Origin of the sequence: Dactylosporangium sp. CA-152071, from assembly GCF_050936335.1 — a bacterium.
Classification (GTDB): Bacteria; Actinomycetota; Actinomycetes; order Mycobacteriales; family Micromonosporaceae; genus Dactylosporangium; species Dactylosporangium maewongense.
The window spans coordinates 5,677,967-5,703,003 of sequence record NZ_JBNJMZ010000001.1 but is presented as its reverse complement, the minus strand read 5'-3'; the positions used below and the strand labels follow the sequence as shown (position 1 = coordinate 5,703,003).

19 protein-coding genes and 2 pseudogenes are annotated in these 25,037 nt (G+C 69.7%); 17 read left to right on the top strand and 4 right to left on the bottom strand.

The genetic code is table 11. From position 1 onward, the window contains the following. The 15 genes and pseudogenes from ACQEVZ_RS25495 to ACQEVZ_RS25425 all read left to right on the top strand — a co-directional run bounded on the left by ACQEVZ_RS25495 (position 1) and on the right by ACQEVZ_RS25425 (position 17,412). Entirely contained in the window at positions 1–672 is a 672-nt protein-coding gene (locus ACQEVZ_RS25495; RefSeq protein WP_033363264.1) for a NuoB/complex I 20 kDa subunit family protein, read from the top strand. Beyond that, positions 669–1,367: an NADH-quinone oxidoreductase subunit C gene (locus ACQEVZ_RS25490; RefSeq protein ID WP_344509017.1), complete on the top strand. Its 699-nt coding sequence runs from the start codon at positions 669–671 to the stop codon at positions 1,365–1,367. The genes ACQEVZ_RS25495 and ACQEVZ_RS25490 overlap by 4 nt, the downstream gene beginning before the upstream one ends. Then, on the top strand, positions 1,364–2,680 hold the full coding sequence (locus ACQEVZ_RS25485) for an NADH-quinone oxidoreductase subunit D (protein ID WP_363393719.1): 1,317 nt from the start codon (positions 1,364–1,366) through the stop codon (positions 2,678–2,680). Before ACQEVZ_RS25490 ends, ACQEVZ_RS25485 begins: the two co-directional genes overlap by 4 nt. Continuing rightward, positions 2,680–3,369 (top strand): annotated as a pseudogene (gene nuoE / locus ACQEVZ_RS25480) (NADH-quinone oxidoreductase subunit NuoE); the annotation flags it as partial. The gene ACQEVZ_RS25485 and the pseudogene nuoE, both read left to right, overlap by 1 nt. An 11-nt stretch (positions 3,370–3,380) precedes the next feature. Next, positions 3,381–4,697 (top strand): NADH-quinone oxidoreductase subunit NuoF, encoded by a 1,317-nt coding sequence (nuoF, locus tag ACQEVZ_RS25475; protein ID WP_344509370.1) that lies wholly within the window; start codon positions 3,381–3,383, stop codon positions 4,695–4,697. Continuing rightward, the gene (locus tag ACQEVZ_RS25470; protein WP_433370805.1) at positions 4,697–7,156 is read left to right on the top strand and encodes an NADH-quinone oxidoreductase subunit G; all 2,460 of its coding nucleotides are present in this window, start codon (positions 4,697–4,699) and stop codon (positions 7,154–7,156) included. Before nuoF ends, ACQEVZ_RS25470 begins: the two co-directional genes overlap by 1 nt. Continuing rightward, complete coding sequence (gene nuoH, locus ACQEVZ_RS25465; protein WP_433370802.1) at positions 7,153–8,502, top strand: NADH-quinone oxidoreductase subunit NuoH; 1,350 nt, start codon at positions 7,153–7,155, stop codon at positions 8,500–8,502. The genes ACQEVZ_RS25470 and nuoH overlap by 4 nt, the downstream gene beginning before the upstream one ends. Beyond that, positions 8,499–9,047, top strand: coding sequence for an NADH-quinone oxidoreductase subunit NuoI (gene nuoI, locus ACQEVZ_RS25460; RefSeq protein ID WP_360564074.1), 549 nt, complete (start codon positions 8,499–8,501; stop codon positions 9,045–9,047). Before nuoH ends, nuoI begins: the two co-directional genes overlap by 4 nt. Before the next feature lie 8 nt (positions 9,048–9,055). Next, positions 9,056–9,826, top strand: a complete 771-nt coding sequence (locus tag ACQEVZ_RS25455) for an NADH-quinone oxidoreductase subunit J (protein ID WP_433376970.1) — start codon at positions 9,056–9,058, stop codon at positions 9,824–9,826. After that, entirely contained in the window at positions 9,823–10,122 is a 300-nt protein-coding gene (gene nuoK / locus ACQEVZ_RS25450; protein ID WP_344509027.1) for an NADH-quinone oxidoreductase subunit NuoK, read from the top strand. Before ACQEVZ_RS25455 ends, nuoK begins: the two co-directional genes overlap by 4 nt. A 10-nt stretch (positions 10,123–10,132) precedes the next feature. Beyond that, complete coding sequence (nuoL, locus tag ACQEVZ_RS25445) at positions 10,133–12,046, top strand: NADH-quinone oxidoreductase subunit L (protein WP_433370797.1); 1,914 nt, start codon at positions 10,133–10,135, stop codon at positions 12,044–12,046. Then, a complete protein-coding gene (locus ACQEVZ_RS25440) occupies positions 12,043–13,572 on the top strand; it encodes an NADH-quinone oxidoreductase subunit M (protein WP_433370794.1) in 1,530 nt (509 codons plus the stop codon). The genes nuoL and ACQEVZ_RS25440 overlap by 4 nt, the downstream gene beginning before the upstream one ends. Next, positions 13,569–15,104 (top strand): NADH-quinone oxidoreductase subunit NuoN, encoded by a 1,536-nt coding sequence (nuoN, locus tag ACQEVZ_RS25435; protein ID WP_344509033.1) that lies wholly within the window; start codon positions 13,569–13,571, stop codon positions 15,102–15,104. Before ACQEVZ_RS25440 ends, nuoN begins: the two co-directional genes overlap by 4 nt. 178 nt (positions 15,105–15,282) lie before the next feature. After that, entirely contained in the window at positions 15,283–16,230 is a 948-nt protein-coding gene (locus tag ACQEVZ_RS25430) for a polyprenyl synthetase family protein (protein WP_433370791.1), read from the top strand. Between the two features lie 402 nt (positions 16,231–16,632). After that, positions 16,633–17,412: an IclR family transcriptional regulator gene (locus ACQEVZ_RS25425; protein WP_344509037.1), complete on the top strand. Its 780-nt coding sequence runs from the start codon at positions 16,633–16,635 to the stop codon at positions 17,410–17,412. Positions 17,413–17,463: 51 nt separating this feature from the next. On the opposite strand, the gene ACQEVZ_RS25420 is transcribed toward ACQEVZ_RS25425, so the two are convergent. After that, complete coding sequence (locus tag ACQEVZ_RS25420) at positions 17,464–19,590, bottom strand: PhoX family protein (RefSeq protein WP_433370787.1); 2,127 nt, start codon at positions 19,588–19,590, stop codon at positions 17,464–17,466. Positions 19,591–19,732: 142 nt separating this feature from the next. Here ACQEVZ_RS25420 and ACQEVZ_RS25415 point away from each other — a divergent pair, with 142 nt between their 5' ends. Both ACQEVZ_RS25415 and ACQEVZ_RS25410 read left to right on the top strand, forming a co-directional pair. Further along, positions 19,733–20,257 (top strand): sigma-70 family RNA polymerase sigma factor, encoded by a 525-nt coding sequence (locus ACQEVZ_RS25415; RefSeq protein ID WP_344509041.1) that lies wholly within the window; start codon positions 19,733–19,735, stop codon positions 20,255–20,257. Between the two features lie 19 nt (positions 20,258–20,276). Beyond that, positions 20,277–21,050 carry an anti-sigma factor family protein gene (locus ACQEVZ_RS25410; RefSeq protein WP_433370784.1) on the top strand — a complete coding sequence of 258 codons (774 nt, stop codon included), beginning with the start codon at positions 20,277–20,279 and terminating at the stop codon, positions 21,048–21,050. Between the two features lie 15 nt (positions 21,051–21,065). On the opposite strand, the gene rarD is transcribed toward ACQEVZ_RS25410, so the two are convergent. The 3 genes and pseudogenes from rarD to eccE all read right to left on the bottom strand — a co-directional run bounded on the left by rarD (position 21,066) and on the right by eccE (position 24,984). Continuing rightward, positions 21,066–21,992, bottom strand: a complete 927-nt coding sequence (gene rarD / locus ACQEVZ_RS25405) for an EamA family transporter RarD (RefSeq protein ID WP_433370781.1) — start codon at positions 21,990–21,992, stop codon at positions 21,066–21,068. Positions 21,993–22,131: 139 nt separating this feature from the next. Next, a pseudogene (locus ACQEVZ_RS25400) lies at positions 22,132–22,491 on the bottom strand (phage holin family protein); the annotation flags it as partial. Between the two features lie 654 nt (positions 22,492–23,145). Then, the gene (eccE, locus tag ACQEVZ_RS25395; RefSeq protein WP_433370778.1) at positions 23,146–24,984 is read right to left on the bottom strand and encodes a type VII secretion protein EccE; all 1,839 of its coding nucleotides are present in this window, start codon (positions 24,982–24,984) and stop codon (positions 23,146–23,148) included. Positions 24,985–25,037 lie beyond the last annotated feature (53 nt).

The following is a 25,037-nucleotide window of genomic DNA, read 5'->3' as shown; positions in this document are numbered from 1 at the left end:
ATGGGCATCGAGGAAAAGGTACCGACCGGCGTTCTGCTGACGACCGTCGAGAAGCTGGTCAACTGGTCGCGCAAGGCCAGCTTCTGGCCCGCCACGTTCGGCTTGGCCTGCTGCGCCATCGAGATGATGGCGACCGGCGCGGCCCGCTACGACCTGGCGCGCTTCGGCATGGAGGTCTTCCGGGCCAGCCCCCGCCAGGCCGACCTGATGATCGTGGCCGGCCGGGTGAGCCAGAAGATGGCCCCGGTCCTGCGCCAGATCTACGACCAGATGCCGGAGCCCCGCTGGGTGCTCTCGATGGGCGTCTGCGCGTCCAGCGGCGGCATGTTCAACAACTACGCGATCGTGCAGGGCGTCGATCACATCGTGCCCGTCGACATGTACCTGCCGGGCTGCCCGCCGCGGCCCGAGATGCTGATCGACGCGATCCTGCGGCTGCACGACAAGGTGATGGCCGAGCCGCTCGGTGACCGTCGCCGCCGCATGATCGAGGCGCGGGTCGAGCGCGACGGCGCGCCGATCGTGGCGCCGGGCGCGATGCCGTCGAGCTACCGGTTCGACAAGGCCAAGCGCGCCGAGTGGACCAAGGCCGTCGCTCAGGGCCGCGAGGAGCAGCTGCGCATCCAGAAGTGGATGGAAGAGCGGGCGAACCTGTCCGGAGGAGCGAAGTGACTGAGGTAGAACCGGTCGGTGCCGAGCTCGGCGCCCCGGCGCAGTTCCCCCCGTCCAGCACCGCCGGCCGCGGCATGTTCGGCGTGCACGGCACGGGCGACACCTCCGGCTTCGGCGGTCTGCGCCGGCGCCGCGAGGTCGAGCTGGACTCGCCGCGGCCGTTCGGCGGGGACTTCGACGAGGTCGTCGACGCGCTCGAGGAGGCCTACCCGGGCTTCAACGACGCGATCGAGCGGATCGTCGTCGACCGCGGCGAGCTGACGCTGCACATCGTGCCCGATCGCATCGCCGAGGTCGCCCAGATCATGCGCGACGACCCGGCCCTGCGCTTCGAGCTGCTGTCATCGGTGTCAGGCGTCGACTACCTGGGCACCGACGGCCGGCGGCTGCACGCCGTCTACCACCTGACCTCGATGACGTTCCGCCGCCGGGTCCGGCTGGAGGCCGCGGTCACGACCGAGGACCCCCACCTGCCGAGCGTCACCCAGGTGTACCCGACCGCCGACTGGCAGGAGCGGGAGACCTACGACATGTTCGGCATCGTCTTCGACGGCCACCCCAACCTGACCCGCATCCTCATGCCCGACGACTGGGAGGGCTTCCCGCAGCGGAAGGACTACCCGCTCGGCGGCGTGCCGGTCGAGTACAAGGGCGCCGAGATCCCACCGCCGGACCAGCGGAGGAGTTACCAGTGACCACCGATTACGCAAGCGCCCGGGAGACCACGGAAGGCCGGGTCTTCACCGTCACCGGCGGCGACTGGGACTCGGTCGTCAACGAGGCGGGCGCCGAGGAGCGCATCGTCGTCAACATGGGCCCGCAGCACCCGTCGACCCACGGCGTGCTCCGGCTGGTCCTGGAGCTGGAGGGCGAGACGGTCACGGAGGCCCGGACCGTCATCGGCTACCTGCACACCGGCATCGAGAAGAACCTCGAGTTCCGCAACTGGACGCAGGGCACCACGTTCGTCACCCGCATGGACTACCTGGCGCCGATCTTCAACGAGACCGGCTACTGCATGGCGGTCGAGAAGCTCCTCGGTATCGAGGACCAGATCACGCCCCGCGCCAAGACCATCCGCGTGCTGATGATGGAGCTCAACCGGGTCGCCTCCCACCTCGTGTGGCTGGCGACGACCGGCATGGAGCTCGGCGCGCTGTCGATGATGATCTACGGGTTCCGCGAGCGGGAGTACATCCTCGACATCTTCGAGATGATCTCCGGCCTGCGGATGAACATGGCCTACGTGCGGCCGGGCGGCGTCGCGCAGGACGTCCCCGAGGAGGCCCTCGCCAAGATCCGCGAGTTCCTCGGCTGGATGCCCGAACGCATCGACATGTACGAGGACCTGCTGTCGGGCAACACGATCTGGAAAGAGCGCACGCAGGGCGTCGCCGTGCTGGACGTGACCGGCTGCCTGGCGCTGGGCATCACCGGCCCGGTGCTGCGCTCCGCGGGCCTCGGCTGGGACATCCGCAAGCAGCAGCCCTACGCGGGCTACGAGACCTACGACTTCGAGGTCCCGACCGAGTCGACCGGCGACGCGTGGGGCCGTTACAAGGTCCGGCTCAACGAGATGCGCCAGTCGGTGCGGATCGTCCAGCAGGCCATGGACCGGCTCGAGCCCGGCCCGATCATGATCGGTGACAAGAAGATCGCGTGGCCGGCGCAGCTGGCGATCGGCGGCGACGGTCTCGGCAACTCCCTCGACCACGTCGCGAAGATCATGGGCCAGTCGATGGAGGCCCTGATCCACCACTTCAAGCTGGTCACCGAGGGCTTCCGGGTGCCGGCCGGCCAGGTGTACGTGCCGATCGAGGCGCCCCGCGGCGAGCTCGGCGTGCACGCGGTCTCCGACGGCGGCACCCGCCCTTACCGGGTGCACTACCGGGAGCCCAGCTTCGTCAACCTGCAGGCGATTCCGGCGATGGCCGAGGGCGGGCTGCTCGCCGACGTCATCGTGGGCGGCGCCTCGCTCGACCCCGTCATGGGTGGGTGTGATCGTTAATGGCGTTCAGTGAGGTCACGCGCGAGCGCGCGCGGCAGATCATCGCGCGGTACCCCGAGGGCCGGTCGCGCTCGGCGCTGCTGCCGCTGCTGCACCTGGTGCAGTCGGAGCAGGGATACGTCTCGCCGGAGGGCATCGCCTTCTGCGCCGAGATCCTGGGCATCACCAAGGCACAGGTCGGCGCGGTCGCGACGTTCTACACCATGTACAAGCGCAAGCCGACCGGCGACTACCTGGTCAGCGTCTGCACCAACACCATGTGCGGCGTCCTCGGCGGCGACAAGGCGTACGAGGCGCTGCGCGACCACCTGGGCGTCGACCACGACGAGACGACCGCCGACGGCAAGATCACGCTCGAGCACGCCGAGTGCCTGGCCGCCTGCGACTACGCGCCGGTGATGACGGTCAACTACGAGTTCTTCGACCAGATCACCGAGGACAGCGCGCTCACCCTGGTCAAGCAGCTGCAGAACGGCGAGCGCCCGCAGCCGACCCGCGGCACGCGCCTGTGCACGCTCAAGGAGATGGCGGTCCAGCTGGCCGGCTTCGCCGACGACCGGGGCGACGACGTCATCGCCGACGGCCCCGCGGGCGAGCCGACCCTCGCCGGCAACCGGCTCGCGGAGCGCTTCGGCATCGCGGTCCCCGGCTTCGACCCCGAAACGCCGATCTCCAAGAAAGAGGAGGCGAAGCCGTGACGCTGGACTACCAGCCCTCCCAGGAGTCGCTGTCGAAGCTGACGCCGGTGCTGACCAAGCGCTGGCTCTCGCCCGACGCGTGGAAGATCGACGTGTACGAGCGGCTCGACGGCTACACCGCGCTGCGCAAGGCGTTCAAGGCCCACCCTGACGAGCTGATCCAGCTGGTCAAGGACTCGGGCCTGCGCGGCCGCGGCGGTGCCGGCTTCCCCACCGGCATGAAGTGGGGCTTCATCCCGCAGAACGACGGCAAGCCGCACTACCTCGTGGTCAACGCCGACGAGGGCGAGCCGGGCACCTGCAAGGACCTGCCGCTGATGATGGCCGACCCGCACGCGCTGGTCGAGGGCGTCATCATCGCCTCCTACGCCATCCGGGCCAACTTCGCCGCGATCTACATCCGCGGCGAGGCCGTCCACTCCGCCCGCCGCCTGCGTGCCGCGGTCGAGCAGGCGTACGCCAAGGGGTACCTCGGCAAGAACATCCTCGGCAGCGGCTTCGACCTCGACCTGGTCGTCCACAGCGGCGCCGGCGCGTACATCTGCGGCGAGGAGACGGCGCTGCTGGACTCGCTGGAGGGGTACCGCGGCCAGCCCCGGCTGCGGCCACCGTTCCCCGCGACGCATGGGCTCTACGCCTCGCCGACGGTCGTCAACAACGTCGAGACGATCGCCAGCGTCCCGTACATCGTCCTCGGCGGCTCGGCCTGGTTCCGCAGCATGGGCACCGAGAAGTCGCCCGGCCCGAAGATCTACTCGATCTCGGGACGGGTCAACAACCCCGGCCAGTTCGAGTGCGGTCTCGGCGTCACGCTGCGGCAGCTCATCGACCTGGCCGGCGGCATGCAGGCCGGCCACGAGCTGAAGTTCTGGACGCCGGGCGGCTCTTCGACGCCGATGCTCACCGACGAGCACCTCGACGTGCCGATGGACTTCGAAGGCATGGCGGGCGTCGGCACGATGCTCGGCACCACCGCCGTCCAGGTCTTCTCCGACCAGGACGACATCGTCTACGCGACGTACCGGTGGATCGCCTTCTACCACCACGAGTCCTGCGGCAAGTGCACGCCGTGCCGCGAGGGCAACTACTGGATGGTGCGGATCCTGCACCGCATCCTCGCCGGCCAGGGCACCCACCAGGACCTCGACACCCTGCTGGACGCCTGCGACAACCTCCTCGGGCGCTCCTTCTGCGCGCTCGGCGACGGTGCCACCAGCCCGGTGACGTCCTCGATCAAGTACTTCAAGCAGGACTACCTGGACTACATCGAGGGTCGCAAGGCCCCGATGTTCAAGGGCGAACTGGTAGGAGCCCACTGATGACGGACGTCGTTCCGAAGGTCGAGACGGTCAAGCTGACCATCGACGGCATCGAGGTCGAGGCACCCAAGGGCGCCCTCGTCATCCGGGCCGCCGAGCAGATCGGCATCTCCATCCCCCGCTTCTGCGACCACCCGCTGCTGGCTCCCGCCGGCGCGTGCCGCCAGTGCCTGGTCGACGTGGAGGGCCAGCGCAAGCCGGTGGCCTCGTGCACGCAGCCGGTCGCCGAGGGCATGGTGGTCCGCACCCAGATGACCTCCGACGTGGCCAAGAAGGCCCAAGAGGGCATCATGGAGTTCCTCCTGATCAACCACCCGCTGGACTGCCCGGTCTGCGACAAGGGCGGCGAGTGCCCCCTGCAGAACCAGGCGATGAGCAACGGCCAGGCCGAGAGCCGGTTCGTCGAGCACAAGCGGGAGTACCCGAAGCCGCTGCCGATCAGCACCCAGGTGCTGCTCGACCGCGAGCGGTGCGTGCTGTGCCAGCGCTGCACCCGGTTCTCCGACGAGATCGCCGGCGACAAGTTCATCGACCTCATGGAGCGCTCGTCCAACGAGCAGATCGGCGTCTTCCGGGGCAACCCCGAGTCGCCCGAGGACGACGCGCCGTTCAACTCGTACTTCTCCGGCAACACGATCCAGATCTGCCCCGTCGGCGCGCTCACCAGCGCGCAGTACCGCTTCCGGGCCCGGCCGTTCGACCTGGTCTCCACGCCGAACGCGTGCGAGCACTGCGCGGCCGGCTGTGACCAGCGGGCCGACCACCGCCGCGGCAAGGTCATGCGCCGCCTGGCGGGCGACGACCCGGCGGTCAACGAGGAGTGGAACTGCGACAAGGGCCGCTTCGCGTTCCAGTACACCAACGCCACCGACCGGCTGACCAAGCCGCTGGTGCGCGACGCGAAGACCGGTGAGCTGCGCGAGGCGAGCTGGCCCGAGGCCCTCACCGTCGCGGCCGCCGGGCTCGCCGCGGCGAAGGACAACGGCGGCGTCGGCGTCCTGACCGGCGGCCGGCTGACGGTCGAGGACGCGTTCGCGTACTCGAAGTTCGCCCGGGTCGCCCTCGGCACCAACGACATCGACTTCCGGGCCCGCCCGCTGTCCACGGAGGAGACCGAGTTCCTCGGCTCGTCGGTGGCCGGCCAGGTCGAGGTCACGTACGCCGACATCGAGCGCGCCGGCGCGGTCGTCTTCGTCGGGCTGGAGCCCGAGGAAGAGTGCCCGATCATCTACCTGCGGGCCCGCAAGACCTACCTGAAGCGGGGGCTGGCCAGCTACGCGGTCGCCCCGTTCGTCAGCCGCGGGTTCGAGAAGCTCGGCGCGACCGTCCTGCTCACCGCGCCGGGCGCCGAGGCGGAGGTGCTCGGCGGGTCCGAGCAGCTGCGCGAGGCGCTGTCGGCCGAGGGCGCGATCCTGTTCGTCGGCGAGCGGCTGGCGAGCGTCGAGGGCGGCCTGTCCGCCGCGGCACGGATCGCCACGGAGACCGGCGCCAAGCTCGCCTGGGTCCCACGGCGCGCGGGTGACCGCGGCGCGGTCGAGGCCGGCGCGCTGCCGACCCTCCTGCCGGGTGGCCGTCCGGTGTACGACCCGGCCGCGCGCAGCGAGGTCGCCGTCGCGTGGCAGCTCGACGCGGGCGTCCTGCCCAGCGCGTCGGGACGGGACACCGACGCGATCATCGCCGCCGCGAAGGCCGGCCAGCTCGGCGGGCTGCTCGTCGGCGGCGTCGACACGGGCGACCTGGCCGACCCGCGGGCGGCCGAGGAGGCGCTCGACGCGGTCGGGTTCGTGGTCAGCCTGGAGCTGCGGCTCAGCGCCGTCGCCAAGCGCGCCGACGTGGTCCTGCCGATCGCCCCGGCGGTCGAGAAGAGCGGCTCCTACGTCAACTGGGAAGGCCGGGTCCGGCCGTTCATCACGGTGCTGAAGACCGCCGCGATGAGCGACGCCCGCGTGCTGGACGCGCTCGGCCGTGAGCTGGGCATCGAGCTGGGTGTCGGCGACGTCGACGCGGCGCGGGCGCAGCTCGCCACGCTCGCGGAGCTGCCGCTGCCGGGCACCGCCACGGCCGGCGCCGCGCTGCGCGCCAGCGTCCGGGCCGAGGTGCCGACGGTGGCCGCGGGTGTGGCCGCCACGCCGGCCGGCGGCCAGGCGATCCTGGCGTCCTGGCACCACCTGATCGACAGCGGCTCGCTGCAGGACGGCGACGGCCACCTGGCCGGCACCGCCCGCACGTCGGTCGCGCGGATCTCCAAGAGCACCGCCGCCGACCTCGGGGTCGCCGACGGTGACCCGGTGACGGTCGGCACGGCACGGGGCGCGATCACCCTGCCGGCGCTGGTCACCGACATGGCCGATCGCGTCGTCTGGGTCCCGACGAACTCGCCCGGCTCGACCCTGCGGCGCACGCTCGGCGTGGCCGAAGGTGCGCTGGTCGAGATCAGCACTGGGGGTACCAACTCATGATCCTCGCCGCGAACCTCGACCAGTTCGGCAAAGACCCCTGGTGGCTGGTGCTCGCCAAGGTCGTCGTGATCTTCGCGTTCCTGGTCGTCATGACGCTCTTCGCCATCTGGTACGAGCGCAAGGTCGTCGCCCGGATGCAGGTCCGCCCGGGGCCGAACCGCAACGGCCCGTTCGGCCTCCTGCAGTCCCTCGCCGACGGCCTGAAGCTGGCGTTCAAGGAAGACATCATGCCGCGCCTCGCGGACAAGGTGGTCTTCTTCTTCGCGCCGGTGATCTCCACGGTCACCGCGTTCACCGCGTTCTCGGTGATCCCGTTCGGCCCGACGGTGTCGATCTTCGGCCACCACAGCCCGCTGCAGCTCACCGACATCCCGGTGGCGGTCCTGCTGGTGCTGGCGTGCTCGTCGATGGGCATCTACGGCGTCGTGCTCGGCGGCTGGGCCTCCGGCTCGACCTACCCGCTGCTCGGCGGCCTGCGCTCCAGCGCCCAGATGATCTCGTACGAGGTCGCGATGGGCCTGTCGATCGTCTCGGTCTTCCTGGTCTCCGGCACGATGTCGACCTCGCAGATCGTGGAGAAGCAGGCCGGCAACGGCACCGTCGACATCGGCGGCTGGAGCGCTGACCTGCCCGCCTGGTACGGCATCCTGCTGCTGCCGAGCTTCCTCATCTACTTCATCTCCGCGGTCGGCGAGACGAACCGGGCGCCGTTCGACCTCCCCGAGGCCGAGTCGGAGCTCGTCGGTGGCTTCCACACCGAGTACTCGTCGCTGAAGTTCGCGCTGTTCTTCCTCGCCGAGTACGTCAACATGGTCACCGTCTCCGGCCTGTGCACGACGCTGTTCCTCGGCGGCTGGCGGGCTCCGTGGCCGATCTCGCTGTGGGACGGCGCCAACCAGGGCTGGTGGCCGGTTCTCTGGTTCACCATCAAGGTCCTGCTGCTGCTGTTCGTGTTCATCTGGCTGCGCGGCACGCTGCCCCGCCTGCGGTACGACCAGTTCATGCGGTTCGGCTGGAAGGTCCTCATCCCGGCCAACCTGATCTGGATCCTGACCCTCGCCGGCATCCTGCTGACGATCAACACCGACAGCCTCAGCTCGATGGGCAAGTTCGGCGTCTCCGTAGCGATCATCGTCGCGGCCCTGGCGCTCGGCCTGGTGGCGATCGTCCTGTCGCGGCGCGGCGCCACGGTCGTCGAGATCCCGGAGGCACACCCCGGCGGCCGGGTCGGTGGCAGCAAGGGCTTCCCCTTGCCGCCGCTCAACCTTGAGGTCCCGCCCAGCCCGCGGGCCAAGCGCGTGATCGTCGAGCGGGAGCCCGTCTCGACCGGCAAGGAGTCAGCATGAGCATCGGTGGAACGCTGAAGGGCTTCGGCGTCACCTTCTCGCACATGTTCAAGAAGGTGGTGACCGAGGAGTACCCGGAGCAGCGCAAGCCTCCGGCCCCGCGGTACCACGGCCGGCACATCCTCAACCGGTGGCCGGACGGCCTGGAGAAGTGCATCGGCTGTGAGCTGTGCGCGTGGGCGTGCCCCGCGGACGCGATCTTCGTCGAGGGCGCCGACAACACCGAGGACGAGCGATTCTCGCCCGGTGAGCGGTATGCCCAGACGTACCAGATCAACTACGCCCGCTGCATCTTCTGCGGACTGTGCATCGAGGCCTGCCCGACCCGTTCGCTGACCATGAGCAACGAGTACGAGCTGGCCCGCGACAACCGGCGCGACCTCATCTTCACCAAGGAGATGCTGCTCGCGCCGCTGCTGCCGGGCATGGAGCGCCCGCCGCACGACATGCGTCTCGGCGACACCGAGAAGGACTACTACGTCGGCGCGCTCGACAACCCCGGCACGTCCGCGGGCGCCGAGCACTACAAGGGGGGCCAGGCGTGAACCACTCCCTGGAAGCCCTGAACCTGCTGGCCGCCGCGGGTGACGTGAAGGGCGGCGAGGCCGCCACCTTCTGGATCCTCGCCCCGATCGCGGTCCTCGGCGCCATCGGCATGGTCTGGGCGCGCAACGCGGTGCACTCCGCGCTGTTCCTGGTGATCACGATGCTGTGCCTGGGCGTGTTCTACGTCCTGCAGGCCGGCCCGTTCATCGGCATGGTGCAGATCATCGTCTACACCGGCGCCATCATGATGCTGTTCCTGTTCGTGCTGATGCTCGTCGGCCGCGACTCCTCGGACTCGCTGATCGAGACGTTGCGCGGCCAGCGGATGGTGGCGATCCTGCTCGGCGTCGGGCTGGCCCTGCTGATGGGTATGGGGCTGTACCGCGCGCTCGGCGGGAGCGCCCCGAAGGGGCTGGCCGAGGCGAACGCGGCCGGCAACGTGACCGGCCTGGCCAGCCTCATCTTCACCAAGTACGTGTTCGTCTTCGAGGTGACCTCGGCGCTGCTGATCACGGCGGCGGTGGGCGCGATGATCCTGGCGCACATCGAGAAGCGCAAGGAAGACAAGGTCGGCCAGCCGGAGCGGATGCTCGCCCGGTTCCGGCCGGGCAACTACCCCGCGCCGAAGCCCGGCCCGGGCGTGTTCGCCACCTCCGACTCGGTGGCGACGCCCGCGCGGCTGCCCGACGGCACCCCGTCGGACCGCAGCATCTCCAAGATCCTCCCGACCCGGGAGTTGACGTCGGCAGACGTCGCACCGAAGGGGACCGAAAAGTGACACCGACGTACTACATCGTGCTGGCGTCGATCCTGTTCACGATCGGCGCGGTGGGTGTGCTCATCCGGCGCAACGCCATCGTGCTGTTCATGTGCATCGAGCTCATGCTCAACGCGGCCAACCTCGCGCTGGTCACGTTCAGCCGGATCAACGGCTCGCTCGACGGCCAGATCATGGCGTTCTTCGTCATGGTCGTCGCGGCGGCCGAGGTCGTCGTCGGCCTGGCGATCATCATGTCGATCTTCCGGACTCGACGCTCCGCAAGCGTCGACGACGCGAACCTGCTGAAGTACTAGGGAGCGGGTTGTGGAACAAATCGCCTACACGGCGGCGTCCGGGTGGCTGGGCTCGTTCTGGCTGCTCGTCGCGATCCCGCTGGCGAGCGCGGCGGTGCTGCTGCTGCTCGGCAAGCGCGCCGACCGTTGGGGACACTGGCTCGGCGTGCTCAGCGTCGCCACGTCCTTCGTGCTGGGACTGACCTACTTCTTCACGCTCCGCGGGCTGGAGAACCGCAGCGGCGTCGAGCTGAAGCTGTGGGACTACATCGGCGTCGGGGACTTCAAGGTCGAGCTGGGTCTGCTGTTCGACCCGCTGTCGGCGATGTTCGTCCTGCTGATCACGGGTGTCGGTTCGCTGATCCACCTGTACGCGGTGGGCTACATGGACCACGACCCGGGTCGCCGGAAGTTCTTCGGCTACTTCAACCTGTTCGTCGCGGCGATGCTGCTGCTGGTCCTCGGCAACAACTACGTGATGCTCTACTTCGGCTGGGAGGGCGTCGGTCTCGCGTCCTACCTGCTGATCTCGTTCTGGTACCTGCGCCCGAGCGCGGCGACCGCCGGTAAGAAGGCGTTCCTGATGAACCGCGTCGGTGACGCCGGTTTCGCGATCGCCATCTTCATGATGTTCGCCTACCTCGGCACGGTCGACTACGCCGAGGTCTTCAACAACGTCGACAAGCTCAGCGGCGGCGTGATCCTGACGATGGCGCTCCTGCTGCTGCTCGGCGCGGCCGGCAAGTCCGGCCAGTTCCCGCTGCAGGCCTGGCTCCCGGACGCCATGGAGGGCCCGACCCCGGTGTCGGCGCTCATCCACGCCGCCACGATGGTCACCGCCGGCGTCTACCTGGTCGCCCGGTCGCACGCGATCTTCGACGCCAGCGAGACGGCGCAGCTGATCGTGGTCGCGGTCGGCGCGCTGACGCTGCTGATTGGCTGCATCATCGGCACCGCCAAGGACGACATCAAGCGGGTCCTTGCCTGGTCGACGGTCAGCCAGATCGGCTACATGTTCCTCGCCGTCGGTCTCGGTGGTGCGGCGTACGGCCTGGCCCTGATCCACCTGCTCGCCCACGGCTTCTTCAAGGCCGGCATGTTCCTCGGCGCCGGTTCGGTCATGCACGGCATGCACGACCAGACCGACATCCGTCGCTTCGGCGGACTGTGGAAGTACATGAAGATCACCTGGGTCACGTTCGGCCTCGGCTGGCTTGCCATCATCGGCTTCCCGTTCCTGTCCGGCTACTTCTCGAAGGAGCCGATCATCGCGGCGGCCTTCGAGCGTGAGGGCTGGCAGGGCTGGGTCTTCGGTGGCGCGGCGATGCTCGGCGCCGGGCTGACGGCCTTCTACATGACCCGGCTGTTCTGGCTGACGTTCCACGGCCCGAAGCGCTGGACCGACGACATCCACCACCCGCACGAGTCGCCCGCCATCATGACGATTCCGCTGATCCTGCTGGCCGTCGGTTCAGTCGGCGCCGGCTACCTGCTGAAGGGCTCGGTGCCGGACTGGCTGACGCCGGTCTACGGCACGGAGAAGGAGGAGGCGGTCCACGGCGCACTCGGCCATGACGCCGTCACCTGGCTCTCGCTGCTCGTCACGGTGCTCGGTGCCGGCCTGGCCATCGCGCTGTTCAACAAGGGCACCGCCCTGCAGGAGCAGCCGGCCGGCGTGCTGGTCACCGCGGCCCGCAAGAACCTCTACACCGACTCGTTCAACGAGGCGGTCTTCGAGGCGCCCGGCCGCTACCTGACCCGCGCGCTGGTCTACCTCGACAACCGCGGCATCGACGGGCTGGTCAACGGCCTCGCCGCGGGTGTGGGCGGCGGCTCCGGCCGGCTCCGCCGGGCGCAGACCGGTTTCGTGCGCTCCTATGCCCTGTCCATCCTTGGAGGCGCGGTGCTCGTGGTGGCCGCCATGCTGGCGGTGACGTTCGGATGAGCTCCTTTCCGTACCTGACCGTGCTCACGGTCGCGCCGCTCGTCGGCGCCGCCGGGATCGCGTTCCTGCCGAAGGACAAGCCGGAGCTGGCCAAACGCGCCGCGTTCGGCTGGTCGCTGCTGATCCTGGCGCTGACCGTCGGGCTGTGGCTGCAGTTCAAGCCCGACGGCGACCGGTTCCAGTTCCGCGAGTCGTACACCTGGATCCCGCAGTGGGGCGCCAAGTTCACGTTCGCGGTCGACGGCATCGCCCTGGTGATGGTCGCGCTGATCGCGCTGCTGGTGCCGCTGGTCGTGCTCGCCTCGTGGCACGACGCCGACAAGAGCAAGCGGTCGGTGCCGGCGTACTTCGCGCTGCTGCTGGCCCTCGAATCCACGATGATCGGCGTCTTCGCCGCGCAGGACGTGTTCCTGTTCTACGTGTTCTTCGAGGTCATGCTCGTGCCGATGTACTTCCTCATCGGCTCCTACGGTGGGCACCAGAAGCAGTACGCGGCCGTCAAGTTCTTCCTGTACTCCCTCGTCGGCGGCCTGTTCATGCTCGCCGCCGTGGTCGGGCTGTGGGTGCTGGGCGGGCACACCTTCGACTGGCAGACGCTGGTGTCCGCGGACTTCAGCGTCACCGCCGAGCGGTGGCTGTTCCTCGGCTTCTTCCTCGCGTTCGCGATCAAGGCGCCGTTCTTCCCGTTCCACACCTGGCTGCCCGACGCCGGTGGCGCCGCGCAGGCCGGCTCGGCGGCGCTGCTCGTCGGCGTCATGGACAAGGTCGGCACGTTCGGCATCCTGCGCTACTGCCTGCCGCTGTTCCCCAACGCCTCGAAGTACTTCGCCTGGCTGGGGCTGACGCTCGCGCTGGTCGGCATCGTGTACGGCGCGCTGGTGGCGATCGGTCAGCAGGACCTGAAGCGGCTGGTCTCCTACACGTCGATCGCCCACTTCGGCTTCATCGGCATCGGCATCTTCGCCTTCACCACCCAGGCGGGCACCGGCGCCGTGCTGTACATGGTCAACCACGGCCTCGCGACCGGCCTGCTCTTCCTGGTCGTCGGCATGCTGGTCAGCCGGCGCGGCAGCGCCCTGGTGAGCGACTTCGGCGGCGCCGGCAAGCTCGTGCCGGTCCTCGCCGGCGTCTTCTTCATCGCCGGTCTCGCCTCGCTCGCACTGCCCGGCACCTCGCCGTTCGTCTCCGAGTTCCTGGTGCTGATCGGCACGTTCACGGTGAACAAGACGGTGGCCGTCATCGCCACCGCCGGCATCATCCTGGCCGCCGGCTACGTGCTCTGGATGATCCAGCGCACCACGCAGGGCACCACGAACCCGAAGCTGCTCGAGATCAAGGCGATGACCCGCGACCTGTCGCTGCGTGAGGCCGTCGTCGTCACGCCGCTGATCGTGCTGATCCTGGTGCTCGGCTTCTACCCGAAGCCGGTCATCGACGTGATCAACCCGGCGGTCAAGGCGACGATGACGGACATGCACGTCACCGACCCGAAAGCCACCGCAGGCACCGTGGAGGCCGGCAAGTGAACGACAAACTCCAACTGCCGCACCTGGATTACGCGGCGCTGTCGCCGATGCTGATCCTCTTCGGCGTCGCGTGCGTCGGCGTGCTCGTCGAGGGCTTCGTACCCCGGCGGATCAGGCACACCGTGCAGCTGTCGCTGTCGCTGCTCGGCATGGTCGCCGCGCTCGTCATGGTGATCAACCAGGGCAGCAAGGAGGTGCTCACGGCGCACACCGCGGTCGCCATCGACAAGCCGGGCCTGTTCCTGTCGGCGTCGGTGATCGTCCTCGGCATCGTGTCGCTGCTGCTGATCGGGGAGCGGACGCTGGAGACCGGCGGCGCGTTCGTCGCGCAGGCCGCGGTCACCGCCAACACGGACGCCGACCGCGACCAGGCCACCCGCACCGCCGGCGCCACCGAGGTCTTCCCGCTGGCGATGTTCGCGTTCGGCGGCATGCTGCTCTTCTGCACCGCCAACGACCTGCTGGTCATGTTCGTGGCGCTCGAGGTCTTCTCGCTGCCGCTGTACCTGCTGTGCGCCCTCGCCCGCCGCCGGCGGCTGCTCTCGCAGGAGGCCGCGCTCAAGTACTTCCTGCTCGGCTCGTTCGCCTCGGCGTTCTTCCTCTTCGGCATCGCGCTGATCTACGGGTACGCCGGCCAGGTCGACTTCAAGGCGATCGACACCGCGATCCAGAGCTCCGCCAACGACGACATCCTGCTCTACGTCGGCCTGGCGATGCTGTCGATCGGCCTGCTCTTCAAGGCCGCCGCGGTCCCGTTCCACGTGTGGACCCCGGACGTCTACCAGGGCGCGCCGACCCCGGTCACCGCGCTCATGGCGGCCTGCACCAAGGTGGCCGCGTTCGGCGGTCTGCTGCGGCTGGTCAACGTCGGCTTCTCCCGCACCGAGTGGGCGCTGCAGGACGTGCTCGGCACCGTGGCGGTCATCACGATGCTCGTCGGCGCGATCCTGGCCGTCACGCAGACCGACATCAAGCGCCTCCTCGCCTACTCGTCGATCGCCAACGCCGGCTACCTGCTCGTCGGTGTCCTCGCGTTCAGCAAGGGCGTCTCCAGCTCGATGTTCTACCTGGTCGCCTACGGCTTCACGGTGCTCGCCGCGTTCGCCGTGGTGACCCTGGTCCGCGACGCCGACGGCGAGGCGACCCACCTGTCCCGCTGGGCCGGGCTCGGGAAGCGTTCGCCGCTGTATGCGACGCTCTTCACGTTCATCCTGCTGGCCTTCGCCGGACTGCCGCTGACCAGCGGTTTCACCGCGAAGTTCGGCGTCTTCGCCTCCGCCATCGACGCCGGCCAGACGTGGCTGGTGATCGCCGGCGTGGTGAGCAGCGCCATTCTGGCCTTCCCCTATCTGCGGGTGGTCGTCATGATGTGGCTGTCGGAGCCGGGCGAGACCACCCCTGCGGTGTCGATCCCGGGCGCGATGACGGCAGCGGCGCTGGTCATCGGGACCGTCGCGACCTTGGTGCTTGGTGTCGCCCCGAGCGTGCTGCTCGATGCGACCGAGCACGCCGGGGCATTCTTCGGAAAATAGCCCCGCACACCGTGACGTCCCCCGTGGCCAACCACGTGGGGACGTCGCTGTATGAAGGGCGCCGCAAGCTGATCGGACAGGCTATGGCATCGTTGGAGCTGTGGTGAGTACGGGAACCGTGCAATCGGGTGCGTCTGTCGGCCTGACTTTCGCCGATCCGGCGTTGGAAAGCAGCGTCATGGCGATCCTCAAGGACGTCGAGACGGTGCTGATCGACTCCGTCGACAGCGCCAACCCGCTGGTGACCGAGGCGGCCCGCCACCTGGTCAACGCGGGCGGCAAGCGCTTCCGCCCGCTGCTCGTGGCGCTCGCCGCGCACTTCGGCGACCCGAGCTCGCGCGACGTCGTGATGGCCGGCGCGGTGGTCGAGCTGACCCACCTCGCCACGCTCTACCACGACGATGTCATGGACGAGGCGGACGTGCGCCGCGGCGCGCCCAGTGCGAACTCGCGCTGGGGCAACTCCCTGGCGATCCTGATCGGCGACTACCTCTTCGCCCGTGCCGCCGCGTGCGCCACCGAGCTCGGCCTCGAGGCGGTCAAGATCCAGTCGAGCACGTTCTCCCGCCTCGTGCACGGCCAGGTCGCCGAGACCGCCGGCCCGATGCACGGCGAGGACGCGATCTCGCACTACCTGCGGGTCATCTCGCAGAAGACCGGCTCGCTGATCTCGACCAGCGCCCGCTTCGGCGGCATGTTCGGCGGCTGCAGCGAGGAGGAGATCGAGGCGCTCGCGACCTTCGCGGAGACCTTCGGCATCGCCTTCCAGCTGTCCGACGACCTGATCGACATCGCCAGCGAGAGCACCCAGTCGGGCAAGACGCCCGGCACCGACCTCCGCGAGGGCGTGCCGACCCTGCCGGTGCTCTACGCGCTGGCCTCCGGTGACGGCGACGCCGCGTCGATCCGCCTCCGCGAGATCCTGTCCGCGGGGCCGGTCACCGACGACGCGCTGCACGCGGAGGCGCTGGGGCTGCTCCGGGAGTCCGCGGCGCTGAAGCAGGCCCGCGAGACCGTCCGTGGCTATGCCGACCGCGCACGGGCGTCCCTGGCCCCGCTGCCGCACGTGCCGGCGCGCGCGGCCCTCGAGTCGCTCTGCGACTTCATCGCCGACCGCACCAACTGATCCTTTCCGAAGCCCCGGGGCGGTCACGACGACCGCACCGGGGCTTCGGCATGTCCAGCCATATTGCTCATAGCGACCTGGCGCCGGTACCTGCCCCCGCAACAACTCGCAACGGCGTGATGACAGCCAGGAGCGGCTTGGCGGAACTCGCGCGACGGTTACTCAAGCGCGCACCCATTACTTCCACAGATGCCACGGTCGCGGCCTGAGCATTACTCACGCTACACGGCGTGTCGACAACGTGACTGCACATGACCCATGTCCAGAATGGGCTATTCATCGCTATGTGTAGAGCCGCCGGATTCCCTGACCTGGCTCCAGAAATGATCAAAGTGTTCCCTGGACCCGCTCCAGTTTCATATGGTGTGAATCCAGTTACTGCTGCGGCTGGGGAGGGCGGCGGTGCGGGATCCACAGGCCGAACCCTCGGACCTCATCCGGAGCGTTTCGAGGGCACTACGAGTCTTGGAGGCCGTGGGTCAGTCACCACGCGGCCTCACCGTGAAGCAGATCGCCAGGCGATGTGACTTCACGGTCGCTACTACCTATCACCTGGTGCGCACCCTCGCGTACGAGGGCTACGTCATCCGCCGCGAGAACGGCACCTACGTGGTCGGCCTGGAGATCGCCGACCGCTACCGGGAGCTGGTGCTCGCGTTCCGGGGGCCCAGCGCCGTCACGGACCGGCTGCGCCGCGCCGCCGCCGAGACGGGGTACAGCCACTACCTGGGGCGCTTCATCGGCGGCAGGATCGCCGTGACGGCCGCTGCCGAGGGCCCGCGGACGCCGCCGCTCGACGACCTGGTGCCCGGCTACGACGAGGCCGCGCACGCGACCGCGCTGGGCAAGGCGCTGCTCGCGACGATGAGCGCCGACCAGCGGTGGCGGTTCCTGAAGGAGTACGGGATGCGCGCCTACACCTCGGCGACGCTGACCTCGCCCGAGGCGCTCGACTCCGACCTCGCCGCCGGCGACCGCCGCGGCATGCAGATCGAGATCGGCCAGTTCCGCCAGGGCCTCGCCTGCGCGGCCGTCATGGTCGTCAACGACCGCGACCCCGACCGCCGGGTCGTGCTGGCGTGCGCGCTGCCGCCCGCCGAGCTGATGTCATCGGCGAAGGTCGTGCGGACCCGCCTGCTGGCCACCGCGCACCACCTGGCGACGGTCCTGGCCGAACAGTGAAGCGGGTGCCTCCCCCTCGTACAGGGGAGACACCCGCCACAGAGATACGGCTCAGACGCCGATGTTGCGGCCGTCCACCCGCCACGCCACCGCGACGCCCGGCTTGGCGAAGTCGCCGTCGGGCCAGTTCGACGCCGGCTTCTCGATCGAGGCGCCGGTGATCTCACCCGGGTGCTGCACCGCGACGAACGCGCTCTTGTTGTCGCCGTGGATCCACGGGCCGCAGGTCTCGGCGCCGTAGGGCACCGTCAGGAACTGCTTCAGGTGGCCCTTCTCCGGACCCTCGAGCGGCACCGCGAACAGGCCGTCGTTGGTGCCGAGCGCGTTGCCGTCCGTGGAGATCCACAGGTTGCCGGCGCCGTCGAACGCGACGTTGTCGGGACAGGAGATCGGCGACACCTGGGCCTTGTCGAAGCCCATGAAGTAGGTCGCCGGGTCCTTCGGGTCACCGCAGACGATCGGGATCGTCCAGGTGAACGTCGTGCCCGTGTGGTCGCCCTGGTCCTCGGTGATCTCGAAGATGTGGCCATGCTTGTTGTTCGTGCGCGGGTTCGCCTCGTCGGCGGGCGCCTTGCCGGCCGGGCCGCGCGCGGTGTTGTTCGTCAGCGCGACGTAGATCTTGCCGGTCTTCGGGTTGGGCTCGACGTCCTCGGGGCGGTCCATCTTGGTCGCGCCGACCGCGTCACCCGCGAGGCGCGTGAAGATCAGCACCTCCTCGACCGACATGCCGGGGACCTGCGACTTGCCGTCCTTGACCAGCGCGACCCACTCGCCGGTGCCGTTGAACGCGCCGTCGGCGGGCAGCTTGCCACTGCCGTCGATCTCCGCCGCCGACGTGAAGCCGAGCTTCGCCACGTACAGCGAACCCGACTCCAGCAGCGTCAGGTTGTGCCGGCGGGCGAAGTAGGACTTCCCGCTGTCGAACTTCTTGTCCGACACGAACTTGTACAGGTAGTCGAAACGCTCGTCGTCGCCCATGTACGCCACGGCCTTGCCGTTCCTGGCGATGATGATGTTGGCGCCCTCGTGCTTCACGCGGCCCAGCGCGGTGTGCTTGCGCGGGGTGGAGCCTGGCGTGAACGGGTCGATCTCGACGACCCAGCCGAAGCGGTTGGCCTCGTTCGGGTTCTTCGTCAGGTCGAAGCGGGCGTCGGCGCGGTCCCACTTGCGGCTGCCCGACGGGTAGTGGTTGACCGTGTCGATGCCGTACCGGTTGAACCGGGTCTTCGCCGGCTCGACGGCGGTCTCGGCGCCGACGAAGTACTGGTTGAAGTTCTCCTCGCCCGACAGGATCGTGCCCCACGGGGTCACGCCGCCGGCGCAGTTGTTGAGCGTGCCGATGACGTCGCGGCCCGACGGGTCCGCCGCGGTCTTCAGCAGGGCGTGGCCGGCCGCGGGGCCGGTCATCTTGAAGTGCGTCGCCAGTGCGGTGATCCGGCGGTTGTACCGCCGCGACCCGCGCGACACCGGGGTCCAGCGACCCGAGTCGCCGACCCGCTCCAGCTCGACCACCGACATGCCGTGCGCCGCCATCGCGGTGCGCAGCTGCTCGACCGACAGCCCGTCGATGCCCGGGAAGTTCGGGAACATCAGGTCTTCGTTGGTGTACTCGTGGTTGCACACGAGCAGCGCCCGCTCGCCCCGGCGGTCCAGCGGCAGCACCGCGACGAAGTCGTTGTTGTAGCCGAACTGCTTCGACTGCGCGTCGGCGGACTGCTTCGCGACGTTGAACCGCGGCGCGCCCGGCACGACCTCGTCGCCCCACTTGATGACGACGGCGTGGTCGTACCCGTTGGGGACGACGATGCCGTCGACCTGGTTGGGCGTGACCGCCTTGAACGTCAGCTGCGACGGCTCGGGGCTCTTCGCCGCGAACGTGTCGACCTCGGGCACCACCACGTCAGGCTCGACGGCCTCCCCAGCCGGCGCGGCGAACGCGGGCGTCCCGACGGCGGCTCCCGCCCCGGCCAGGCCCAGCACCAGCGCGCCGGCGCGCATGACGCCCCGCCGCGACACCGCGTTCACCTGGTCGGTGAAGTACGGGTTGTCGGACTGGTTCGGCACCGGGTGCTCGCAGGCGTTGCCACAGCGGTACAGGCAGGTCATTCGGTCACGGCCGCCGTGCGTCACGTTGGCCGCGCCGATGAACGGTAACGGCCGGCGATGGGTATCCGACATTACGGGCTCCTGATCCTGATCAGCGACGGGGGATGACACGCGACCCTAGGGATGTCGGGTGAATGACATGTGACGCCACCTTGAACCGCTGTGCGTATTAGTGCGTAGAAGCCAGTGGAAGGGATGCGGATAGTGCCAAAGCGTGAGTACAGACGATGCTGACCTGCTGCTGAAGGCGCTCCACAAGGAGCACGGAGACGCGCTGCTCGCCCACGCGCTGCGAATGACCGGCGGAGACCGTCAACGGGCCGAGGACCTCGTGCAGGAGACCCTGCTGCGGGCCTGGCAACACCCGGAGGCGCTCGACCCGGCGCGCGGCTCGGTGCGGGCCTGGCTCTTCACCACCGCTCGGAACCTTGCCATCGACGCGTGGCGGCGACGCTCCGCGCGGGTCGGCGAGGTCTTCACCGACCAGCTGCCGGAGGCTCCGGTCGCGGTCGACGAGACCGAGCGCGCGGTGGAGTCCTGGGTCCTGGCGGAGGCACTGAACCGGCTTTCCCGACCGCACCGCGAGGTCCTGGTGGAGTGCTTCTACCAGGGACGCTCGGTCGCCGAGGCGGCCGAACGACTGGGCGTGCCCCCGGGCACCGTCAAGTCGCGGACCTACTACGCACTGCGTTCGCTGAAGGTCGTCCTGGAGGAGTTGGGGGTGGGCAATGAGGTGTGAACACCTCCATGACTCGGCCGTGTACGTGCTCGGGGCGCTGTCGCCCGAGGAGCGCGACACGTATGAGCGGCACCTGGCGAGCTGTGCGGAGTGCCAGGCGGAGGTGGCGGAGTTCGGCGACCTGCCGGAGCTGCTCGGCAAGCTTGATCCTGGCGTCGCTTCGTGGGCCGGTCCCTCGGCTGTGCCGCCGTCCTCGTCTTCGTCCTCGTCCTCGTCTTCGTCCTCGTCTTCGGACCTTTCGTGGGCCGGTCCGTCGGTCGCGTCTTCGCCTTCGTCTTCGTGGGCCGGTCCGTCCGCCGTTCCTTCGCCGGCCGATGCTTCGTGGGCTGATCCGCTGCTGCCGCGGGTGCTCGACCGGGCGCGGCACAGCCGGCGCACCGAGCGGCGCCGCCGTCGCTGGCAGACCGCGGGGACGGCGCTCGTCGCCGCCTGCCTGGGCGTGCTCGCCGTGCTCGGGGTGCGGTCCGCGGGGCTCGGACAGCCCGATTTCGTGGCCATGCAGGAGGTCGCGGCTACGGTACCGGTGACCGCCAGCCTTGCGATCGAAGGGCTCGACGACGGCACCCTCGTGCGGATGCGGTGCGCCTACAAGCCCGGCGGTGGCTACGGCAAGTGGACGTACAAGCTCTACGTCGTGCCGAAGTCCGGCGAACCCGAGGAGCTCGACTCGTGGACCGCCGGCGCCGGCGACGAGTACGAGCTCAAGGCGCACAGCCAGTTCCGGCGCGACAACATCCAGAAGATCGAGATCCGCGGGGCGGACGGCACGCCCCTGCTCGCCCTCGACGCCTGACCTTCGTCGTCTGACTCACACCGCTTCACGGACGGCGGTCGCCGGCTCCTTCACGGCGGCCGCCCTTCGCTTGTGGCTGTGCCGGATCGCGTCGGCGGTGAAGATCGCGAGCGCGCACCACACGACGGCGAACCCGGCCAGCCGCACCGGCGGCATCGGCTCGTGGAACACCAGCACGCCCAGCAGCAGCTGCAGCGTCGGCGTCAGGTACTGCAGGATCCCGAGACCCGACAGCGGCACCCGGTTCGCCGCCTCCGCGAACAGCAGCAACGGCACCGCGGTCAGCAGGCCGCTGCCCGCCAGCATGATCGTGTGCCAGGTCGACACCGTGACGAACGTCTCCTGGTGCCGGCTCGCCAGCCACGCCAGGAACGCGAGCGCCGGCAGCGTCAGCACCGCCGACTCCAGGAACAGCCCCTCACCGGCGGGCAGCCCGAGCCGCTTCTTGATCAGGCTGTACGTCCCGAACGAACCGGCCAGCGTCAGCGCGATCCACGGCAACCGCCCGTTGTCCACGCTCAGCACGACGACGGCGACCAGGCCGACGCCGAGCGCGACCCACTGCAGCCGCCGCAGCCGCTCGCGCAGCACCAGCACGCCGAGCAGGATCACGAACAGCGGGTTGATGAAGTACCCCAGCGACGCCTCGACCACGTGGTCGGTGTCGACGGCGAAGATGTAGACACCCCAGTTGACGGCGATGAACACCGCCGCCGCGGCGATCCCGGCGAGCCGCCTGCCGTCCTTGACCAGCGCCTTCAGGGTCTTCCACCGCGACAGGACGGTCAGCAGCACCGCCACCGAGATCAGCGACCACACGATCCGGTGCGCGAGCACCTCCACCGCCCCCGCCGGCCGCAGCGCCCGGAAGTACAGCGGGAACACGCCCCACATGATGTTGGCGGACAATGCGGACAAATACCCACGGCGCAGCGGTTCCACGCCTCTTACCGTAAGGGGCGGTCGGCCAACCGCCCCTCACCGGGTCGTTCGCCTACCTGTAGTTGCGGGGGTAGTACTGCTGCTGCCGCGACGGCGGGGGCTGCCGGCGCTGGTTTCGGTCCTTGTCGCCACCGTCCGGGATCACGAGGTTGATGACCCAGCTGACGATCCCGATGAACAGCGCCCCGAGCACCGCCGACGGCCAGAAGTTCTCGACGTGGAACGCCAGGTCCAACTGCTCGGCGATCCAGCTCGTCAGCATCAACAGCAGCCCGTTGACGACCAGCGAGATCAGTCCGAGCGTCAGCAGATACGCCCAGCACCCAATGGTCTTGATGATCGGGCGCAACACCGCATTGACGATCCCGAAGATCGCGGCGACGACGAGCACGGTGAGCACCGTCCGCCCAGTCGTCCCCCCAACAGTGATGCCCGGGATCACCAGCGTTGCCAGCCACACCGTGAACGCACTCACGCCGAGCCGGATCAGGATTCCCATGCGGGTGATCGTGCCACGCCCCACCAGGGTGGTGCTAGCTGCGACGCTGTACTTCCGCCGCTGTACTTCCGCCCCACCGCTGCGCGGCGGGTCCCGGCGGGGCTTCCCACCCGACCGCTGTGCTTCCGCCCCACCGCTGTCGCGGCGGGTCCCGGCGGGGATTCTCACCCGCACCCCAATGCTCGCTGCGCTCGCACCGCCTGCGCGCTGCGCTTACCGCGCGCCTTCGGCGCGAGGCGGCGGCTTCCGCGCCTGCGCGCCGCATCCGGTGCCCGGCGTCCGCCGTGCCCCATCGAGTCCAGCCATCGACCCTCGCCGTTTGCCCCAGCCGGCTGCACCGAACAAGCGCCGACGGCCGTCAAGCCCGATCGGGACGCGGTGAGCTGCTGCATCCTGGTGCCCTTCTGCGCATCTCCAAGGCCCGGGCGTTGCATTCCCGGGAAGCGTCGGTGGATTGGAGCTTGGGGGAATAGGCGGCTCCTGCATTTGGACCAGGGACATCGGCGGCGACAGCGGCATTTGCTCGGGTCAAGGGTTCGAGAAGGACGAGGCCGGTGTGGTGGGCCGCGATGTGCGTTGTGGAGTTCGTGGATGTTGGTAGCGGTCGCGGTCCGTTGGGTCAGGACGGAGTGGCCACGCGCAAGGTGGTCTGGGTCAGCGGGTGGGGCGGCCGATGAGCTGGAGCTCGATGGGGGTTGGGGACAGGTGGGTCCAGCGGAGGGTGTGGTGGTTGATCACGGTGCCGAGCATCTCGGGTGGGATGCGGGTCAGCCAGGAGGCTGAAGCGGTCAGGCCGAGGACGTCGGTGGCGATGGTGGCCTCGGCTGGGGTCAGGGGCTGAAGGAAGACGAGGTCGGCCTCGGTCAGCAGGTCGGCATCGGCGAGCGTCAGCCCGTCACGGATCACGAGGGTGGCGCGCCAAGCGGACTCGGTCGAGATGGCAGGGAAGCCGGCTCCGACAACGAGATCTGCGTCAGGGCCATCGACGGGAGTGGGAGTGAAGCCGGTCGACGGCGCAGGTGTGGACGTGAGAGCGGGTCTGGGGGCGTTGGCGTGAGCAGGGGTGGCGGCGGGCCTGGAGCTGGCGGTGGGAGTGCGGTGAGCAGCGGCCGCGGGTCGGGCGGTGGGGGCGGCGTCGAGGTCGAGGATCAGGAGTTGGGGGTGGGTGGGGGTCGGGGCGGGGAGGGCGGCGGGCTGGGTTGCTGGGAGCAGGGTGATCTGCTCGCCGGTGAGGGAGCGCAGGAACGGGGACCAGGTGTCGGGGCGGGACGACTGGATCGTGACGTGGGCGCCGACGGCCAGGGCGCGCAAGGTCAGGAGCTGGACGCAGCGGGCGCCGCCGATCAGGACGGCGCGGGTGGGCTGGGCGCGGAACGGGTGGATGACGGCGGGAGCGCCGCGGCGGTCGCGGCCGAGCATGAGGCCGGCCGGGGCGGGGGTGGGCTGGAGGGAGGCGAGGTCGGCGGCGGTGACGGGTCGGGCCGGGGTGCCGTCGGGGGTCAGGTCGTCGCGGCCGGTGAGCAGGCCGGCGAGCGCGGCGGTGCTCGACGGGGCGCCGCCGCCGAGGGGGAGCGTGGCGGCCAGCCCGTCGAGCTGGGCGCCGCGCAGGCGGGTGACGGCGGCGTCGTGGGTGGTGGCCAGGCGGTGCAGCGCGGCGGTCGCCCGGTCCAGGGCGGCCGGGGTCGGGGCCGCGAGGCGGATCGTCAGCGCGGCGCGGCACGGGTCGTCGCCGGCGGCGGTGAGGGCGACCGTCACGGCGGCGCACGGCAGCGTCAGCAGATGCGTGGCGAACGGGCCTTCCCGCGGGCGGCGGCGCAGCCTGAACACCGCCTGGTGCAGGCCGCCGACCTCCAGGCCGCGCCTCGTCTCGCGGGTCGGCAGGCCGGGCCGGTCGCCGGCGATCTCCGCGAGCGCGGCCGAGGCCGACGGTGCTGAGAGGGGGTGGGCGGGCAGGTGGGCCTTGGTGAGCTGGCGGCACACGCGGCGGACCGCGGCGACGAGCGTGTGCTCCAGGTCCTCGCGCTGAAAGCCGCCGGCGCGGCGGGCGCGCACGCACAACAGGACCCGCTGGTGTGCGAGGACCTGGCCGTCGGTGAGCTGCCGGTAGGACACGGCGGAGGGGGACGCGTCGCGGTCGAGGGCGGCGGTCGCGCTGATCAGCAGCTGGACGCGTAGGTTCGGAAGGTCCGGGGCGGGCGGGGGCAGCAGCGTGCTCAGTGGCGGGAGCGGCGGCGGGGCGTCGCCGAGCAGATCGGACAGGTCGCCGACCTGGAGCATCGCGGCCAGACCGTCGGCGTCCTCCACCACGCCCGCGGCGACACCATCGATGTCTACGGATGTCACGAAGGGCCGGACAGCGGTGCCACGCGAGCGGGCGAGAAGGCCGACCGGCGCCACCACCAACCCCAGGGCCCACGCCGGGTGCACCGTCCACGCCAGGACGGACAGCGCCAGCGCGGCCTGCGCCAGCACCACGTACAGGACCTTCCTCATATCGCCCCCCGCCTATGCGATCCACGGAATATCGTAGAGCGCCGGTACGACAT

Bases quoted from the DNA above. Each gene is read 5' to 3' on its own strand.
- ACQEVZ_RS25495 (WP_033363264.1), top strand. From the start codon at position 1: ATGGGCATCGAGGAAAAGGTACCGACCGGCGTTCTGCTGACGACCGTC.
- ACQEVZ_RS25470 (WP_433370805.1), top strand. From the start codon at position 4,697: ATGACGGACGTCGTTCCGAAGGTCGAGACGGTCAAGCTGACCATCGAC.
- nuoH (WP_433370802.1), top strand. From the start codon at position 7,153: ATGATCCTCGCCGCGAACCTCGACCAGTTCGGCAAAGACCCCTGGTGG.
- nuoI (WP_360564074.1), top strand. From the start codon at position 8,499: ATGAGCATCGGTGGAACGCTGAAGGGCTTCGGCGTCACCTTCTCGCAC.
- ACQEVZ_RS25440 (WP_433370794.1), top strand. From the start codon at position 12,043: ATGAGCTCCTTTCCGTACCTGACCGTGCTCACGGTCGCGCCGCTCGTC.
- ACQEVZ_RS25430 (WP_433370791.1), top strand. From the start codon at position 15,283: ATGGCGATCCTCAAGGACGTCGAGACGGTGCTGATCGACTCCGTCGAC.
- ACQEVZ_RS25420 (WP_433370787.1), bottom strand. From the start codon at position 19,590: ATGTCGGATACCCATCGCCGGCCGTTACCGTTCATCGGCGCGGCCAAC.
- eccE (WP_433370778.1), bottom strand. From the start codon at position 24,984: ATGAGGAAGGTCCTGTACGTGGTGCTGGCGCAGGCCGCGCTGGCGCTG.